The organism is Peristeroidobacter soli, assembly GCF_004138485.1.
Lineage (GTDB): Bacteria > Pseudomonadota > Gammaproteobacteria > Steroidobacterales > Steroidobacteraceae > Steroidobacter > Steroidobacter soli.
The window spans coordinates 1,029,983-1,046,649 of sequence record NZ_RYEV01000005.1 but is presented as its reverse complement, the minus strand read 5'-3'; the positions used below and the strand labels follow the sequence as shown (position 1 = coordinate 1,046,649).

General features: G+C 62.7%; 12 protein-coding genes and 1 riboswitch. Of the genes, 3 read left to right on the top strand and 9 right to left on the bottom strand.

The genetic code is table 11. The annotated features are described in order from the left end of the window. Positions 1–176: 176 nt before the first annotated feature. From EKO19_RS25805 to EKO19_RS25785, 5 genes are all read right to left on the bottom strand, one after another. Positions 177–2,504, bottom strand: a complete 2,328-nt coding sequence (locus tag EKO19_RS25805; RefSeq protein WP_129779931.1) for a TonB-dependent hemoglobin/transferrin/lactoferrin family receptor — start codon at positions 2,502–2,504, stop codon at positions 177–179. Positions 2,505–2,594: 90 nt separating this feature from the next. Then, complete coding sequence (locus EKO19_RS25800) at positions 2,595–3,545, bottom strand: EF-hand domain-containing protein (protein ID WP_129779929.1); 951 nt, start codon at positions 3,543–3,545, stop codon at positions 2,595–2,597. Positions 3,546–3,724: 179 nt separating this feature from the next. Beyond that, entirely contained in the window at positions 3,725–4,534 is an 810-nt protein-coding gene (locus tag EKO19_RS25795; protein ID WP_157995439.1) for a copper resistance protein B, read from the bottom strand. Then, positions 4,531–6,441 carry a copper resistance system multicopper oxidase gene (locus EKO19_RS25790; RefSeq protein ID WP_129780325.1) on the bottom strand — a complete coding sequence of 637 codons (1,911 nt, stop codon included), beginning with the start codon at positions 6,439–6,441 and terminating at the stop codon, positions 4,531–4,533. Before EKO19_RS25790 ends, EKO19_RS25795 begins: the two co-directional genes overlap by 4 nt. Positions 6,442–6,535: 94 nt before the next feature. After that, entirely contained in the window at positions 6,536–6,928 is a 393-nt protein-coding gene (locus EKO19_RS25785; protein WP_129779925.1) for a CopL family metal-binding regulatory protein, read from the bottom strand. Positions 6,929–7,162: 234 nt separating this feature from the next. On the opposite strand from EKO19_RS25785, the gene EKO19_RS25780 reads away from it, so the two are divergent. After that, entirely contained in the window at positions 7,163–7,690 is a 528-nt protein-coding gene (locus EKO19_RS25780; protein WP_129779923.1) for an EF-hand domain-containing protein, read from the top strand. Between the two features lie 68 nt (positions 7,691–7,758). After that, a complete protein-coding gene (locus EKO19_RS25775) occupies positions 7,759–10,263 on the top strand; it encodes a serine/threonine-protein kinase (RefSeq protein WP_129779921.1) in 2,505 nt (834 codons plus the stop codon). Positions 10,264–10,267: 4 nt separating this feature from the next. Here EKO19_RS25775 and EKO19_RS25770 read toward each other — a convergent pair whose 3' ends face one another. The 4 genes from EKO19_RS25770 to EKO19_RS25755 all read right to left on the bottom strand — a co-directional run bounded on the left by EKO19_RS25770 (position 10,268) and on the right by EKO19_RS25755 (position 15,121). Beyond that, positions 10,268–12,886: a bifunctional aspartate kinase/diaminopimelate decarboxylase gene (locus EKO19_RS25770; RefSeq protein WP_217705586.1), complete on the bottom strand. Its 2,619-nt coding sequence runs from the start codon at positions 12,884–12,886 to the stop codon at positions 10,268–10,270. A gap of 141 nt (positions 12,887–13,027) precedes the next feature. Then, the gene (locus tag EKO19_RS25765) at positions 13,028–13,249 is read right to left on the bottom strand and encodes a hypothetical protein (protein WP_129779919.1); all 222 of its coding nucleotides are present in this window, start codon (positions 13,247–13,249) and stop codon (positions 13,028–13,030) included. 163 nt (positions 13,250–13,412) lie between these two features. Further along, positions 13,413–14,216, bottom strand: coding sequence for an SAM hydrolase/SAM-dependent halogenase family protein (locus EKO19_RS25760; protein ID WP_129779917.1), 804 nt, complete (start codon positions 14,214–14,216; stop codon positions 13,413–13,415). 20 nt (positions 14,217–14,236) lie between these two features. Beyond that, on the bottom strand, positions 14,237–15,121 hold the full coding sequence (locus EKO19_RS25755; RefSeq protein ID WP_217705585.1) for a MaoC/PaaZ C-terminal domain-containing protein: 885 nt from the start codon (positions 15,119–15,121) through the stop codon (positions 14,237–14,239). A 93-nt stretch (positions 15,122–15,214) separates the two neighbouring features. Then, positions 15,215–15,307, top strand: a riboswitch (ZMP/ZTP riboswitch). A 24-nt stretch (positions 15,308–15,331) separates the two neighbouring features. Between EKO19_RS25755 and EKO19_RS25750 the strand changes: the two genes are divergently transcribed. After that, a complete protein-coding gene (locus EKO19_RS25750) occupies positions 15,332–16,594 on the top strand; it encodes a serine hydroxymethyltransferase (RefSeq protein WP_129779915.1) in 1,263 nt (420 codons plus the stop codon). Positions 16,595–16,667: the final 73 nt, after the last annotated feature.

Below are 16,667 nucleotides of genomic sequence, written 5' to 3'. Positions count from 1 at the left end.
AATCCATCTCCAATACTCGACGAATCAGAACACCGCGAGGCGTGCTAACGCACGCTCGCTGAGGTTGGGGCCGCGAGGCGCGCTCACGCGCGCTCGCGTAGGTTAGGCCGATTGCAAATCGAAACGACGCTGCGGATGTGGCGTTTGGACGCTCGGGCAGGTCAGGTCGACGTTGGTCAGAACTGCCACGACAACGACACGCGGAAGTTGCGTCCCGGCTCGCTGTAACGTCCGATGCCGTCGCCGGTGACGTAGCCATACAGCGTCGTCGTGCCTTCGTTTACGTAGCGCACGCGCGGCCACTGGTAGTACTTCTTGTCGAAGACGTTATAGACGCCGGCGTTGAGGCGCAGATCCTTGGTGATGCTGATATCCCCGAACAGATCCAGCACGGTGTACTCATTGCTCAAATAATCCGGCACCAGCGATGTGAAGAAATCATTGGCCGCCGTCTGCGTCAGCGTCGCGTCTTCGAGCTTCTTCGCCTCGGTATGTGTGACGTTGCCCGTCAGCGACCAACGCTGAGTCGGGGACTGATAACGAATTCCGAGCACGCCGCTGGCTGGCATGATGCTCGGCAGCGGATCGCCGTTACCCTGCTCTCCCTCGCTATAAGCCCAGGCGAGTCGCGCCGACCATTGCTGAGCGATCTGCCAGCGACCCTCGACCTCGACGCCCTTGACCGTCACCTCGCCCACGTTGGCGGCCATCGTATATTCCTTGCCCTGCGTGACGGTACAGGTGCTGCCCGAGCAGCTACGATACTGCGTGCCCGGATTCAGAATGAACTCGGCGCTCTCGATGAAGTTGGTGTACTTGTCGCGATACACGGAGAGGCCGATCTGCACGCTGTCGGTCTGCCAGCGATAACCCAGCTCGGTATTCAAGCTCTCCTCGGACTCCAGATTCGGGTTGGACGCCGAGTCCCACAACGACACCTGACGGCCGGTTGCCACTTCGGTCACGGTGGAGCTTTGCGTCGGCGCATACAGCTCACCCACCGTCGGCGCACGGAAGCCGCGACCGACTTGCGCCCACACGGAATGCTCCGGCGTGAACTTGAAGTCGACACCGGCCTGCCACGTCGGCGCCGAGAACTCCACGTCGCGTACCGAGCCGGTCGAATCGACGAATTGCGTATCGAGGTTCGGTGAGTATTCCGTGCGGTCGTAGCGCGCACCGGCATGCAGCGTGAGCCGGTCATTCAGCAGATAAACACTGTCACGCAGGTACGCGCTGTAGGCCGTGACATCGGTGTTAGGCACTTGATCCGGATCGACGGTCACGGAGCTCGTGTCGCGGGTCGTGCCGATGTACCGCGAATCCACCGCGACGAAGTCGACTTCACGCTTCTGCCACGCGAGGCCATAGATCAGATCATGACCCACACTTCCAGTCCGCCATGCCTTCGTGAGATCCAACGCCGAGCGGTCGAGCACCTGATCCGTCGCGCGATTCTCACTTCGCAAGCACGGCACGACATTCGCTGGCACGCAGCCGGTGCCGGCGAGAATCGTCGTCAGTCCGCGGCTCTTGGTCTCGACGCGATCAGCCGTCCATTCCAAGCTGTCGAAGAAGGTGCCGGCCGCATCCCAGGAATAACGAATGCCGTAGCGGTCGCGGTCCTTGTCATCATCGGCGCGGCGCGTGAGATAGCCGGGGCCACCGACGCGAGAAAGATTGTTGACCTCGTTCGTGGCGCGGCTGTACTCGCCGACCAGGCCGAAGCGCTGGTTTTCGCCGATCAGGAAATCGACCTTGGCGAGCACGCTGTCGCTGTCGTGGTCGATTGGATCGGGCGTGCGACGCCCCGAGCCCGCCACGATCGGCGATGAGTCATACCACGACTCTGCTTCGTGGCCACGCCGCCGCGTGTACAACAGCATCGACTCCACCGGACCGGTGCGATTGGCGAGCGTCGCCGTCGTCATCAGCTCATCGGTGCTGCTGGTATAGCCCGTCTTGATGCGGAAATAACTATCGTTGCCCGCCGGGCTCAAATAGTCGTACGGATCCTTGGTCGTGAACATGACCGCACCGCCGAGCGCACCGCTGCCGGCCGTGATGGAATCGGCGCCCTTGACGACTTCGATGCCCTTGAGCGAGTCGATGTCGATGTCGCCGCGCCCCGAGCGAAAGAACTCGTACGCCGGCGTGGTCTCCAACGATTCGGCGAACGACAAGCCATCGACAGTCAGCGCCACGCGATCACCTTCGAGACCGCGGATGTTGAAGCCATTATCGCCGAAGCGTCCCAGGTCGACGATGCTCACGCCCGGAATGTAACGAATCGCATCCTCGAAATTCTGCGCCTGCTCGTCCTCCAGCTCCTTGACGCCGACGACTTTGGCATTGCCGACTGTGGAGCGGGCTTCGTCTTCGGCGGTGACGTTGATCTTGTTCAGTTGCTGCGCCTTGTCCTGCTCGGCGGCAACGCTGGGACGGAACGCCGACAACAAAGTCGCGGCGACCGCCAGTGACAGAACGGTACTCGAGGTACGCATGAGAAACTCCAGACAGAATGCATTTGAAGCGATGCCTGGTTGGCGTCCTGCGCTGACTGGGCGTTTGTTGGTGTAATTAGTGAGTGCGAATCAAGGTGTTTGCACCTGGCTGGTGACAGCCCGCTGATCCTGGCGCGGCTCACGCACGGGCGGCGGATCGTCCTGCGTGATGACGCCATCTTTGTTGGTGTCGGTGCGATCGAACATGCGCGCGCTCATCGCAAAGTATTCGTCGCGGCTGATGTCGCCGTTCTCGTTGGTGTCGATAGCCTTGAAGCGCACGCGCCCCTGCTTGAGCTGCGCCTGGCGGCGGTCTTCGATGCGCAGGCTCAGCCGCGCCACGAACTCCTTCACATACTCATCGTGATCGAGCTTGCCATCCTTGTTCGTATCGGTGGCAGCGAACACTTTGGGCCGCTCCGCGTCGTACTGGGCACGCGTAAGGACGTCATCGCCATCGTCGTCGTAGATCTCGAGCATGCCGGCGAGAGTGTGCGAGGTCGGCATGCCGATGACCGAACGACGCCGCGGCTCTTTCCTGGCATCGGGCTCGGCGTCGTCATTGGTGATCCGGCCATCCTTGTTCCGATCCAGATGCACGAAGGCGCGCTCGCCCGAGCTGTCATACTCGGCGCGGCTGATGAACTTGTCTTCGTCCTTGTCCAGTGCTTTGAAGCGAGTATCGGTTTGTTTCAGCGACGCGTCGCGCTCATCGGCGATATCGCGATCCAGGCGGACCGCATATTCGTTCACGTACTCCTCGACGGTGAGCGAGCCGTTGTGATCGCTGTCGGTGGTTGCGAAGCGGGCTTTGCGAACCGTTTCATATTCGGCGCGGGTGACTTTGCCATCGCCATCGTCGTCCCACGTGGCAATGAACGCATTGCCGGTGTGGCCGCCGGTGGGCAGCTCCTTACCCGCTTTCGCCGTTTCCGCGCCATGAGCCGTGCCGACCATCGCCGAAACCACGGCGGCGAGACTGCAAATATGCAAGGCATGACGAACCATCAGCGGTGCTGATGCGCGAGAAGAAACAGACATGGCGGGGACTCCCTTGTTATCGGACGCACGATTTCGGTCCGCAGGGTCGGCAGCAATGTCGTTTGGCTCAGCCGTCCGTTGCGGACTGTTGTTTGCTGGCCCGAGAGCTGGCGGCTCGCTGGAGAACCCAGCGAGCGCCAGAGATGATAACGATTCTCAACTGGTTGGCAAGTGCCTCGTTAGAACCAGACTCGCAACCCGGCGACCAGCTGCAGTTCATCTGCATCGTCGCCATGGTTTCGCGCCAGGTCCGCAGTCTCACCAAACTTCCGTGACCACACCACCCCAAGATAAGGCGCGAACTCGCGGCGAATCTCATATCGCAGGCGCAGTCCCAGCTCGGTACTGCTGAAGCCTGAGCCGATGCCGTTGGCTGGATCGTCCTTGCCGTACAGTTTCAATTCCAGCTTCGGCTGCAATACCAGCCGCTGCGTCAGAAACATTTCATATTCCGCGGAGAAACTGGCCGCGGTCCGGCCCTGCTCTCCCACATATGCCAATGCTTCGACCTCGAACCAATACGGCGCGAGTCCCTGCAACCCGAAGGCCGCCCAGGTTCGCGACGGACCCTCGCCAAAATCGTGGGCCACACCGCCTTGCAAACTCCACCAACGTGAAATGACCCGATCCCACAGCAGCTCGACCGAGCCTTCATACTCGCCCTCGAAACGCTCGCCTTCGGTCTTGAGCAAGGCCTTGTCGTAGTCGTTCCCGAACCAGGCACGGCCATCCCAGAACAGCGTGTCGCCGCCATCGCTGTCACGCCATTCGAGTTGATCGAAGGCCACCATGCCGAACGGCGCGGTGTCGTCCATGTTCATCAGCTCCGCCATCTCCTTTTCCGACATGTCCCCCATTTCGTGCTGAGGCGGGTCTGGTGGAATGTGCGCACGCTCACTCTCGGTGCGCTGCTCGTCTTGAGCGGCAGCGGTCGTGACAACGGCGGCGAACAACGCCAGCGCGACGTGCAGTTTGATCAGAGCGCTCATGAGTGATCTCCATGACCACCCCGACCCGCGACGCCCTCGCCGGGCTCGACGTGTACCTCCCGCATCATGCCCGCTTCCATGTGATACAGCAGATGGCAGTGATACGCCCATCGACCCGGCGCATCGGCCGTGACGGCGTAGCTCAGCTTCTGCCCCGGCTGCACATTCACCGTATGCTTGCGCACCTGGAAGTTGCCCGACGCATCTTCGACTTCGCTCCACATGCCATGCAGGTGAATCGGATGCGTCATCATCGAGTCATTCACCAGCGTGATCCGCAGCCGCTCGCCGAGCTGGAACTTCAGCGGTTTGGCGTCGGAGAACTTCTGGCCGTTGAAGGACCAGACGAACCGTTCCATGTGACCGGTGAGATGCAACTGGATCTCGCGTCCCGGCTCGCGACGATCGATGGGACCGCCGATGGTTCGAAGATCGGCGTATGTGAGCACGCGCCGTCCATTGTTTCTCAAGCCGACGCCGGGATCGTCGAGTCCGACCCGAGGCTGATCGACCTGCATGTCGAGCAAAGGCGTCCGCTCCGTCGCCGGATGCTCGACCGTTGTCGACGAACCATGCCCCATTGCGGCGTGGTCAACCGCTGTCGATGTCCCGTGACCCATTGCGGCGTGATCAACCGCCGTCGATGCCCCGTGCCCCATTGCCGCATGGTCAATCGCTGTCGCTGACTCATGGCCCATCGCCGCGTGATCGACGGCGCCTTGCGCCTGCGCCCCATGATTCATCTGGCTGTGATCAACCTGGCCAGCGGGAGCGGCCGAGCCATGCCCACCATGCCCCATATCACTCATCGTCAGCAGCGGTCGCGGATCCAGCGCCGGAACCTCCGCCACCATTCCCGGGCTCGGCGCCAGCGTGCCGCGCGCGTATCCCGACCGATCCATCGCCTGCGCAAAGATCGTGTACGCGCGATCGTCCTTCGGCTCCACGATCACATCGTAGGTTTCCGCCGCGCCGATGCGGAACTCATCCACCGACACCGGCTCGACATCCACACCGTCGGTCGCAACGACGGTGAGCTTCAATCCCGGAATGCGCACATCGAAGAACGACATCGATGAGCCATTGATGAAGCGCAGCCGCACTTTCTCACCGCGCGAGAACAGGCCCGTCCAGTTGCCGGTCGGTGTCACGCCATTCATCAGATACGTGTACGCATAGCCCGAGACATCGAGCATGTCGGTCGGATTCATGCGCATCTCGCCCCACATGCGGCGATCGGCGAGGGTTGGCCCCAAACCGTTCTTACGTACGTCGGCGAAGAAATCGCCGGCGGTGCGGCGGCCGAAGTTGTAGTAGTCGCTGTGCTTCTTCAGCACCGCGAAGATCCGCTCCGGATCCAGATCGGTCCAGTCGGACAGCATCACGACGTAGTCACGCTCGGTTGGAAAGCGCTCGCCGCCGCGACGCTCGATCACGATCGGGCCATAGAGCCCGGTCTGTTCCTGAAAGCGCGAATGCGCGTGATACCAATAGGTGCCGGCCTGGTTCACCTTGAATCGGTACTGATATTCGCCACCGCTCGGAATGCCCGCGAAGCTCAGGCCCGGCACGCCGTCCATGTCCGCCGGTACGATCATGCCGTGCCAATGGATGGAGCTGCGCGCGGCGAGTCGATTCGCGACCCGCAACGTGACCGTGTCGCCTTCGCGCCAGCGGAGCAATGGCCCGGGAATCTGCCCGTTCATGACGGTGCCGATCCGGCGATTGCCGGTGAAGTTGAAGGCCGCCTCGCCGATCTGCAGATCGAACTGGCTGCCCGTCAGTACGGTCTGGGTCTGATTCTGGGCCCACAGCTCCTGTTGACCCAGTACGAACAGTCCAGCGCCTGCCGCCTGCATGAAACGCCTGCGCGAGAGCTGCGGCAGGCGCGCTCGCGATGATTGCATCGATGACATGAAATTCTCTCGATCAAATATTCGACATGCGCGCACCGATACCTCGAGGTACCCGCGGGCGCTCGGCAAACATCAGCCAGGAGAATCAGGCGGGAGGTCGGAATAGCCTGGAGGGGCGCAGTGACGTGACGGTCTGCACGCCCTGGGGAATGCTCAGTAATGTAATCGCAACAGGATTCATGACAGCTGCATCGAGCGCCACGCAGGGCGCGTGCAAGCACGGACATTCGCAATCGCCGGCTTTACAGCAGTCGTGCTCACCATCGGAGTGCGCGCTGGCGGCGTCGGAAGCATCGGCCTGATGGGACATGCCACCCGCATCGTGCTCGGCGCAGGCGGGATCGACAGCCATCCCGGTCGCGGCGTGCTCGAGCGGCGACATGCCGGCCATCGGCATCGCATGACCCAGCTCGCCGATGACCAGACGGGCCATCAGCAGGAAAATCAGGGTCCAGCGTTGCCAGCAAAATCTACGCACGGCGCGAGAGTACAGGCCAGGGCTGCAGCCTGCAATCGCGCCGGCATCAAGCCTCAAGTCATTCAGCGGCAACGGCGATGATGCCGGTACACAGCTGGATGGGGGACGGGGCGCAATGACCCGTCTGACAGCGCGTCGGACACGGCTGAAAGCGAACACCACCAGCCGTGACCGGCCTGGAACTTGAGTTGGCGTATTACGTTGAATGAGTACTTCGAGGCAAGGGAGCTTCTCATGAAATCATTCTCTTCCAGGCTCATTCCGGTCGCGGTCGCCAGCGTTCTGTGCGGAGTCGCGCTGGCCGGCGGCGGCAAAGACGATCACATGAAAATGATGGACAAGAACGGCGACGGCAAGATCACGGCCGCCGAGTACGCCGACGGCTCCAAGGAGATGTTCTCCAAGATGGACGCCAACAAGGACGGTTCCGTAACCGCCCAGGAAATGGATGCCATGCACGCGTCGATGATGAAGGACAAGGGTCATGCGACGGCGCGCACCGAGAGCGGCCCGACCGAGGACAAGATGGCCGACAAGAAGGCCTACGATCCGAGCGGCACGGGCAAGTCCATGCCGAAGATGATGTCCTCGGAAGAAAAGATCGCCAAGCTGGACACGAACAACGACGGCAAGCTGAGCCAGGCCGAGTACATGGCCGGTAGCAAGGAACGGTTCAGCAAGATGGATAAGGACGGTGACGGCACTTTGACGGCGCAGGAAATGCGCGATGGCGAACGCGCCATGATGGCGAGCGACGAATAGCACGTAGGAATTGACCCCGGGCGCGCGCCGGGATTGTTACACTCCGGGTCTCAAACCCGGGCGCGCCCTTGCAACTCGACCGCTGGCATCAGATCAAGGACCTGTTCTCCTCGGCACTGGAACATCCCACGGCCGAACGCTCGGCATTCCTGGATCGATCCTGTGGCGAGGATATCGAGCTGCTCGCCCAGGTTCGCTCCCTGCTCGACGCCCACGAGAGCAGCCTCGGGTTCATCGAGCGCCCCGCCGTTGAGCGGGCCGGCCTCGCCCCCGCCCTCGAGCCGCTGAATTGGCAGGGTCGTCGCCTCGGCAACTATCGCATCATCAGCGAGATCGGCCGCGGCGGCATGAGCCACGTGTACAAGGCGGCACGCGACGACGATCAGTACTACAAAGAAGTCGCGATCAAACTGCTGCGCCCGGGCCTGGACACGCACAGCCTGCTCCAGCGACTGCGGGACGAGCGCCAGATGCTCGCCCAGCTCAGTCATCCGAACATCGCACAGCTGCTCGATGGCGGCGTCACCGAGACCGGCGCGCCCTATATCGTGATGGAATACGTCGAGGGTCAGCCCATCGACGCCTATTGCGAAGAGCGCGGGCTGAGCATCACCTCGCGCCTCGATCTGGTACGCACCCTGTGCGGCGCCGTGCATTACGTGCACCAGCACCTGATGGTTCACGGCGATCTCAAGGGCAGCAACATTCTCGTGACCCGGAGTGGCGTCGTGAAGCTGTTGGACTTTGGCATCGCCAAGTTGCTCAACGCCGCCAGCGATCCGTCTCACACGATGGTGAATCAGGTCGTGGCGCTCACGCCGGCATACGCCAGCCCCGAGCAGATCCGCGGCGAACCGATCACCACGGCAAGCGATGTCTATTCGCTCGGCGTGCTGATCTACAAATTGCTCACGGGCACCTTGCCCTTCGAGGTGCCAGGCGAGTTGTTCGGCTGGGAAGCTGCCGCGGCGGTCGGCGATCGTCCGCCTCGCCTGCCCAGTGTCGCCGCTGCAGAAAGCAACGCGCCTGCGTATCGTCGCATCGCCCGCCAGCTGCGCGGCGATCTCGACGCCGTCGTGATGAAGGCGCTGTCAAAGGAGCCCGAAGATCGTTACGGCTCCGCCGAGCATCTGGCCGAAGAGCTGCATCGCTATCAGCGAGGCTTTCCGGTGCACGCGCATCCGCCCCGCCCTTTGTATCGCACGCGAAAGCTGGTGATGCGACACAAGGCCGCGACGGTCGCGATCAGTTTGTTTGCTGTGGCAATCGTCACGGGCGTCGTTACGACCGCATGGCAAGCGCACGTGGCACGCATGGAGCGCGCGCGTGCCGAGCGTCACCTGGCTGAGATTCGCAAGCTCACCAACACCTATCTGCGAGACGTCTACGGCGCGGCGGTCAACCTGCCCGGCGCCACCGAAGTGCGCAAGCTGCTGGTCGAGAACTCCCTGAAACATATCGCCGCGCTGGAAGGTGAAGCGCAGGACTCGCTGGACTTCAAACGCGAGCTGGCGCAGGCGTACCTGCGGTTCGGCGACGTTCAGGGCGACTATCTCGGCGCCAACATCGGCGACACCGAAGGCGCCGTGCAGAGCTATCGTCGAGCACTCCGTCTGCGCGAACAGGTCGCTGAGCAGAGTCCGACGGTCACCGACCTGTCCGACCTGCTGCGCAGTTACATTTCGTTGAGCGAGCTGCTGGCGGCGCAAAGCAAGCTCGATGAGGCGATCCCATTGGCGGAATCCGCCAACGCCGTCGGCAAGAGACTGGTTGCCATGCCCGACGCCCGCAGCGAGGATCATCGAATGGCGGCGGCCGCGCAGATGTTGTTGGGAACGGACCTGAGCACGGTCGATCTGCCGCGGGCACTGGCAACGCTCCGGTCGGCGCAAGAAACATTCGAGCGCCTGCTCGCCGAGCAACCCGAGGATCCAGGGGCCCGTCGCGACATGGCGCTGATCCACAGTCGCATCGGCTTTGCCCATATACGGGCCGAACAATACGAGCCCGCGCTGGAGCATTACCTGAAGTCGTCCGACTATGCCGAGCAGCTCGCGCAGGAATATCCGGCCGACGCGGCAGCACTACGCGGCGCGGCGTTCGTCGGCGTCAACGTGGGCGAGGCTTATAACCATCTGAAGCAGCCCGATCCGGCGCTGGAGAAGATTCAGGTGGCGCTGTCGCGAGTCGAGCATTTGCAGCGAACCGATCCGGCGAACGAGCAGGCCACGCTCGCCATCGCGTATGTGCTGAATCATCTCGGCGACAGTTATCTCTTGAAAGGTCAGCCGGAGACGGCGCTGATCCATTTGAATCGGGCGCTGCAACTGGTCAACGAAGCGCCGCCCGCGAAGCCGACCGATATCGCCGAGATCCGCATGCTTCCCGGGATGACGAATTTCCGCCTGGGCAAGGCGCATTCGATGCTCGGCGAGCAGCATCAGCGCGACGCTGCGACCTTTCTCCAGTCCAGCGTCATGCGTCTGCAAGACCTCACCAACGATCCCGTCATCGGCAAGGATGCGCAGCGCCTCACCGATCAGGCGAGGCAGCTGCTTCAGGACGTCAGCTGATCGGTTAGACCAGCACCTCGATGGCCGGCTCACGCAGGTTGTACGTCGAGCTCATGGCCCGTCCGTATGCGCCCGCCGTCGCGATCAGGAGCACATCGCCCTCCTGCGTCGGCGGCAGCAACCGGTCATTGCCCAGCTGATCGCCCGACTCACAGATCGGACCGACGACGTTGTAGACCTCGGTCGCGAGATCGTCGATGCGCGTGAGATTCACGATCTCATGATGCGCGCCGTACAGCGCCGGACGGATGAGTGAGTTCATGCCCGTCGCGACACCGACGTAGTTCACTTCGCCCTTGCCCTTCAGCTGGGTCACTTGCGCGATCAGCACGCCGGCTTCGGCAACCAGATAGCGGCCCGGCTCGATCCACAGCGTCAGCTTCGGATGCGCGGCCTTCAAGGCGGCCAGCGTCTCGCCGAACTCGGAGAGCTTCACGCCCTGCTGTCCCAGACGCTCCGGCACACCGAGGCCGCCGCCCAGATCGACGATCTGCACGTCCGTGAAGCGCTGCGTGAGCGCAGTCAGCGTATCGCCCACCGACTTCCAATTGTCGACGGTGAACACACCGCTGCCAGTGTGCGCATGCAAGCCGACCACGCGTGCGCCCGCCGCCTTGACCAGACGCTCGAGCTCATCCATTTCGAACAACGGCACGCCGAACTTCGAATGCACGCCCGCCGTGCGCACCTTGTCGTGATGACCGCGGCCATAGCCGGTGTCGATGCGAATGAACACATCACGGCCCTTGAACACTTCCGGCCACGCCTTGAGCGGATGCAGGTTATCGAGCGTCACCCAGATGCCTTGGCTCACGCCCCACTCGTACTCCGCGCGCGGCGCGAAGTTAGGCGTGAACAGAATCTTCTTCTTGTCGAGCGTCGGCAGCGTCTTCATGACGTGCTCGACTTCGAACTGCGACACGCACTCGAAGCCCAGCCCCTGCTCGGCGAACAGCTTCAGGATTTCCGGATGCCAGTTGGCCTTGAGCGCATAGAACACCCCTGCGATGCCCGGCAGCGCGCGCAGCGCCTTGGCCTTGGCAGTCAGCGTCGCACGGTCGTAAACGAATGCCGCGCCATGCTCACGTCCGAGCGCCAGCAGATCGTCGCGACGGCCATGCCACCACTGCTTCAAATCGAGCGCTGCCTTGTCCTTCGGGCCATACAGCTCTTCCCAGGTCGGGCCGAGCACCCGATCGGCGGTCATCTTCTGGATCGCGATGTCGTGCAGGCGCGAGACCAGGCGATCGCCCTGCTCCTCTTCCACCACGAACGTGATGTTCAGGTCGTTGGCGGCCTGAGTCACCAGATAGATCTTCTGTTCTTCGAACAGCTCGAGCGCCTCTCCCAGCCGATGCAGGATGGCGCGAATGTTTCTTCCGACCAGGCTGACTGCCGCGCACGGACCGATGACCTCGACCCGGCACAGCTTGCCGAGATCGACGACCAGCGCTTCGAGCGTGGCCTTATCCAGGGTATTCGCGGCCGGGTCGAGCGACACGGTGACGCTGGTTTCCGAGGTCGACACCAGATCGATCGACAACCCGTGATCCTTGAACACCTGGAAGGCATCGGCGAGGAAGCCCACCGAATGCCACATGCCGACGGTCTCCATCGACACCAGCGTGATGTTCTTCTTGATCGTGACCGCTTTCACCTGCGCGGCAACGTTGCCACCGTGCGTGGTGATGACGGTGCCTTCGAGCTTCGGCGTCTGCGTCGCATAGACGTAGAGCGGAATGCCGTACTGCTTCACCGGCATGATGCAGCGAGGATGCAGAACCTTCGCACCGCTGCTCGCAATTTCCTGCGCCTCATCGTATTCGAGCGCACGAAGCAGACGAGCCGTCGGCACGGAGCGCGGGTTCGCGCTGAACATGCCGGGAACGTCGGTCCAGATCTCCAGACGACGTGCGCCCAACTTCGCGGCGAAGTAGCTGCCCGACGTATCGGAGCCACCGCGCCCCAGCAGCACCGTGTCGCCCTGCTCATCGCTGGCGATGAAGCCCTGCGAGATGAACACCGTGCCCTGCGACGACCAGCGACGCTGCAGTTCCAGATCGGGCTCGAAGTTACAGGTGGCGGACAGATAGCTCGAACGCAGATTCGCGTTACGACGCTGCTCGGCCTTCAGCACCGTGCGAGCATCGACCCACTGCACATCCAGACCTTGCGCGGCAAGGAACGCAGCGCCGAGGCGCGTAGCCATCAATTCGCCCTGCGCCATCACGCGAGCCCGCAGACGCTCGCTCACTTCGCCGACCAGCGCGATGCCGGCAGCGATCTGTCGCAGACGTTTGAACTGTTCTTCCAGATCCGGGCTGGGCGTGACGCCGAGATCGCGCGCCAGATCGCGATGACGCTGCTCGATCTGATTCATCACTGCCTGCGCTTCGTTGCCGAGCGTGTTGTGACTGTCGAGCGAGACCGCGAGCAGTTGTTCGAGCCGGTCGGTAATGCCGGAGAGCGCGGAGTGAACGATCACCGGGCGCAGCCCTTCAGCGAGCCGGTCGCGGACCACTGCCGCGATGTTTTTCCAGTTGGCGACCGAGGAAACACTGGTGCCGCCGAACTTGAGCACTACCCACGGCGACGCCGCGGGCGTGGAATCAGCCATCGTCATTTGTGAGCTCTTCCAGGGTGTGTTGAAAGGATCGGGGTCGCGGGCCAGCGCGCACCATCCTGACTCCGGGCCTCGAGAGCTTGGCCGGAGTGGCGTTCAGCTGCAGGGGCGCGGTAGCCAGTGGCTTCGCGCGGCACCTTACTATTCTTCTTCGAAATCGTTCAGTTCTTTCTTCAGGCGCCGGTCGGCCAAGACATCCTCGAGTTTGCTCCAGGCTGCTTTACCTTTTTTCGCCGCGGCGTTGGCGTTGGGTCGGGCTCGTCGGGCGCCCGAATCGATAAACTTCTCGTAATTCGAGTCTTCGTCGCTCTCGGCGACGAAGTCATCATCGATATCGAAGTGATCGTCGTCTCTCTCCACCATGGCCTTTCCTGGAAAATCCAGCTAAATCAACTAGATCGGTAACCGGCGGGGCCGGAAGCCTGCGGACTATATACGAGTCGCGGCGGTTTTCAATGGCTTGGAGGACAGGCACTTCAAATAGTTCGTCCGGGATGGTACCGGGGTGCGCCGCGTTGGACTGAGGTTAAACGCCGTCGCTGACCACGACCGGCGCCCCCCGCCCCAGACCCAGCGCCTCGGCCGCGCTCTGCTCGGCTCGGGCGATTTCGACCACGCCGAAGGAGTTGACGAGGGCCAGGAACTCGCCCGGGCTCACGTCCCCATAGGTGCGTCTGAGGGCAAAGCTGTGACCGCCGGTCTTGACCATGGGACGGCGGAAGGACTCGATCAGGCTGGCGTCGATGTTGGTGATCAGATTGCCGAAATGATCGGTGGTGATGACCACCCCGGCCACCTGGTCGGCGGCGACGCTGGGTTCATCCACCCAGGAAGGCACGATGTCGTGAGTCTCCGGACCCAGGTCGGCCGGACTGGCTCGCCGGCCGGCGATCTCGGCCGCCAGCGGCGCGAAAATGTCCCGGCCGTGGAAGGTGGCGCTGGCCTGCGGCAGCTTGAATCGGATACCGGCCTGGGCCGCATCGAACCGATAGATCTTCGCCGCCGGCACCTTGGTCACGATGGGCGCCAGCAGTCCGTTGTCCGGCGCGAGAAAGGCATGTCCGTTGGCGACGACGGCCACGATGTCCCGTTTCGTGCCGACGCCCGGGTCGACGACCGCGACATGCACCGAGCCTTCCGGAAAGTAACCGTAGGCCCGCGCCAGCCAGAAGCCCGCCTCCGCCGGCCAGTACACCGGCACGTCGTGAGTCACGTCGATGATCCGCGCCTCCGGCAGCCGTGCCAGGATGCGTCCCTTCATGGTGGCGACGAACGGCCCCTGGGGACCGAAGTCGGTGGTGAGCGTGATGACGCCGCAGGCTGAGAACATGGTGATGAGGGATCTCGGGTTCAGGTGCGATATTCGCAGCGACCGAAGTCTTGCACGACGACGTTGCGTTCGCTCGCGACTACCCGGAATGACGCGTCACCGCCACTGATGTTCCAGAGGTCCACGCGCAACGCTTCGCCCGGATAGACCGGACTGGTGAAGCGGGTATCGAGTCTCAGCAAGCGCGACGGATCGTCGCCGCACAACGTCTTGATCAAGGCGCGCCCGGCCATACCGTAATGACACAGCCCGTGCAGGATGGGTCGGTCGAAGCCAGCGACGGCGGCGATCTCCGGATCGCTGTGCAAGGGGTTGTAGTCGCCCGACAAGCGATAGAGCAGCGCCTGGTTGCGTGGATTCGCCATCACGATCGAATGATCGGGCTCGCGATCGGCAGGCACCGGCCGCGGCTTCGGTGCCCCCTCGCTCTTGCCGCCGAATCCGCCATCGCCGCGCAGGAACGCGACGTTCCCCATGGTCGCGAGCAGATCGCCGGAGGCGGTATCGAAGATCTTGCGCGTCATGTACATGATCGCGCCCTTCTCGCCCTTGTCGTATATCTCGTCGATGCTGAACTCGCCACTGACCGTGCCTTCGGTCGGCAGCGGCTTGTGAACGATGAGTGTCTGCTCGGCGTGCAACAACAATTTGTAGTTGATGCCGAACGACGGATCGGCCAGCAACATCGGCACCGCCGCGAGCGTCACCGCCTGCATCGGCAGCGCCACCAGCGATTTCTCATAAACATATTTGAGATCGCCCGCATCCGTCGGATCGTCCGCGCCCACGCCCAAGCCCAGCGCATACAGCATCGTGTCGCGCCGCGTGTAGGTGTGGCGCACGGGTTCGAACCGCATGCCCGTCAGCCTGGCGTAGTCGATCGGCATGGTTGCTCCCTGACTCATCGAAGTTCATTGCTTGCCGGGATTGTCACCGAAACATTCGCACGGCGCCACGGTGCCAGCTTGCACAAGACGAAAACGTTGGCGTAGCATCGGCTCCGCGCATGTGACTGGCGTAGATGGAACAACCATCGGGAAGCATGCGTGCAGGGATCCTCCCTGCCGCGGCCGCTCGCCTGGGCAACCAAGTCCCCCCTTCACAGGAGCGCCGCCATGCAGATCTCATTCGACTTGCTGCGATCGTCCGACCCCGACGTGTTCGATGCCGTGCTCGGCGAGGAACGCCGGCAACGCCAGGGCCTCGAGCTGATTCCGTCCGAGAACTACGCCTTCCCCGAGGTTTACGCCACCAACGGCTCGGTATTCGCCAACAAATACGCCGAAGGCTACCCGGGCCGCCGCTACTACGGCGGCCAACGCTTCACCGACCGCATCGAATCGCTCGCCATCGAACGCGCCAAAGGTTTGTTTCGTGCCGAGCATGCCAACGTTCAGCCGCTCAGCGGCTCGCCGATGAATCAAGCGGTGTATTTCGCTTGCCTCACGCCGGGCGATACGGTGCTGGCGATGGATCTGTCCCACGGCGGGCATCTCACGCATGGCGCGCCGGTGTCGTGCATGGGGCGCATCTTCAATTTCGTTCGCTATAAAACGGTCGGATCGGAGGGTCACATCGACTACGACGCCGTGCTCGCGACTGCGCGCGAAGTGAAACCGAAGATCGTTCTTTGCGGACACTCGTCGTATCCCCGCGAAGTCGACTATGCGCGCTTTCGCGCGATTGGCGATGATGTAGGCGCGCTGTGCATGGCGGACGTTTCGCACGTCGGTGGCCTGATCGCAGGCGGCGCCTTGAAGAATCCCCTCGACGCCGGCTTCGACGTGATGACGACCACGACGCACAAGTCGCTTCGCGGCCCGCGCGGCGGAATGATCTTGAGCAAGGCGTCGCTTGCGCAGAAAATCGACTCGGCGGTTTTCCCTGGCATGCAGGGCGGACCGCACATGAATGCGGTCGCCGGCATCGCGGTGACCCTGAAGCTCGCGGCCGAACCGGCGTTCAAAGCCTACGCTTCGCAGGTGCTGCGCAATGCGCGTGTCTTGGCAGAGGAACTGCTGAATCAAGGCTGCACGCTGGTTACCGGCGGCACGGAGAATCATCTGATCGTCATCGACACCGTGCAGTCGTTCGATATCGATGGCCGCGTCGCGGAGACCGCGCTCGATCACGCCGGACTCACGGTGAATAAACAAGTGATCCCGGATGATCCGCGTCCGCCGCTGAAGCCGAGCGGCGTTCGGCTAGGCACGCCGGCGCTGACTACGCGCGGGATGAAAGAGCCGCAGATGAAACAAGTTGCTGCATGGATCGTTCAGGCACTGCGCGCGTCCGCCGATGAGAAGAAGCTGCAGGCCATTCACGACGAGGTGAAAGTGTTGTGCGAGGAGTTTCCGGTACCTGGGCTCGACGAATAACACACCAGCAGTTTCACTCTCGACCGCCACCGCCGTGTCGGCGGCGGCTGGCGGGGGAAGTGTTCTCCCGGCA

What these genes read in the sequence shown, in the direction of transcription:
- EKO19_RS25760 (WP_129779917.1), bottom strand. Translation starts at nt 14,216, where the DNA reads ATGTTCTCAGCCTGCGGCGTCATCACGCTCACCACCGACTTCGGTCCC.
- EKO19_RS25755 (WP_217705585.1), bottom strand. Translation starts at nt 15,121, where the DNA reads ATGAGTCAGGGAGCAACCATGCCGATCGACTACGCCAGGCTGACGGGC.
- EKO19_RS25790 (WP_129780325.1), bottom strand. Translation starts at nt 6,441, where the DNA reads ATGCAATCATCGCGAGCGCGCCTGCCGCAGCTCTCGCGCAGGCGTTTC.
- EKO19_RS25795 (WP_157995439.1), bottom strand. Translation starts at nt 4,534, where the DNA reads ATGAGCGCTCTGATCAAACTGCACGTCGCGCTGGCGTTGTTCGCCGCC.
- EKO19_RS25800 (WP_129779929.1), bottom strand. Translation starts at nt 3,545, where the DNA reads ATGTCTGTTTCTTCTCGCGCATCAGCACCGCTGATGGTTCGTCATGCC.
- EKO19_RS25805 (WP_129779931.1), bottom strand. Translation starts at nt 2,504, where the DNA reads ATGCGTACCTCGAGTACCGTTCTGTCACTGGCGGTCGCCGCGACTTTG.
- EKO19_RS25770 (WP_217705586.1), bottom strand. Translation starts at nt 12,886, where the DNA reads ATGACGATGGCTGATTCCACGCCCGCGGCGTCGCCGTGGGTAGTGCTC.
- EKO19_RS25780 (WP_129779923.1), top strand. Translation starts at nt 7,163, where the DNA reads ATGAAATCATTCTCTTCCAGGCTCATTCCGGTCGCGGTCGCCAGCGTT.
- EKO19_RS25750 (WP_129779915.1), top strand. Translation starts at nt 15,332, where the DNA reads ATGCAGATCTCATTCGACTTGCTGCGATCGTCCGACCCCGACGTGTTC.
- EKO19_RS25765 (WP_129779919.1), bottom strand. Translation starts at nt 13,249, where the DNA reads ATGGTGGAGAGAGACGACGATCACTTCGATATCGATGATGACTTCGTC.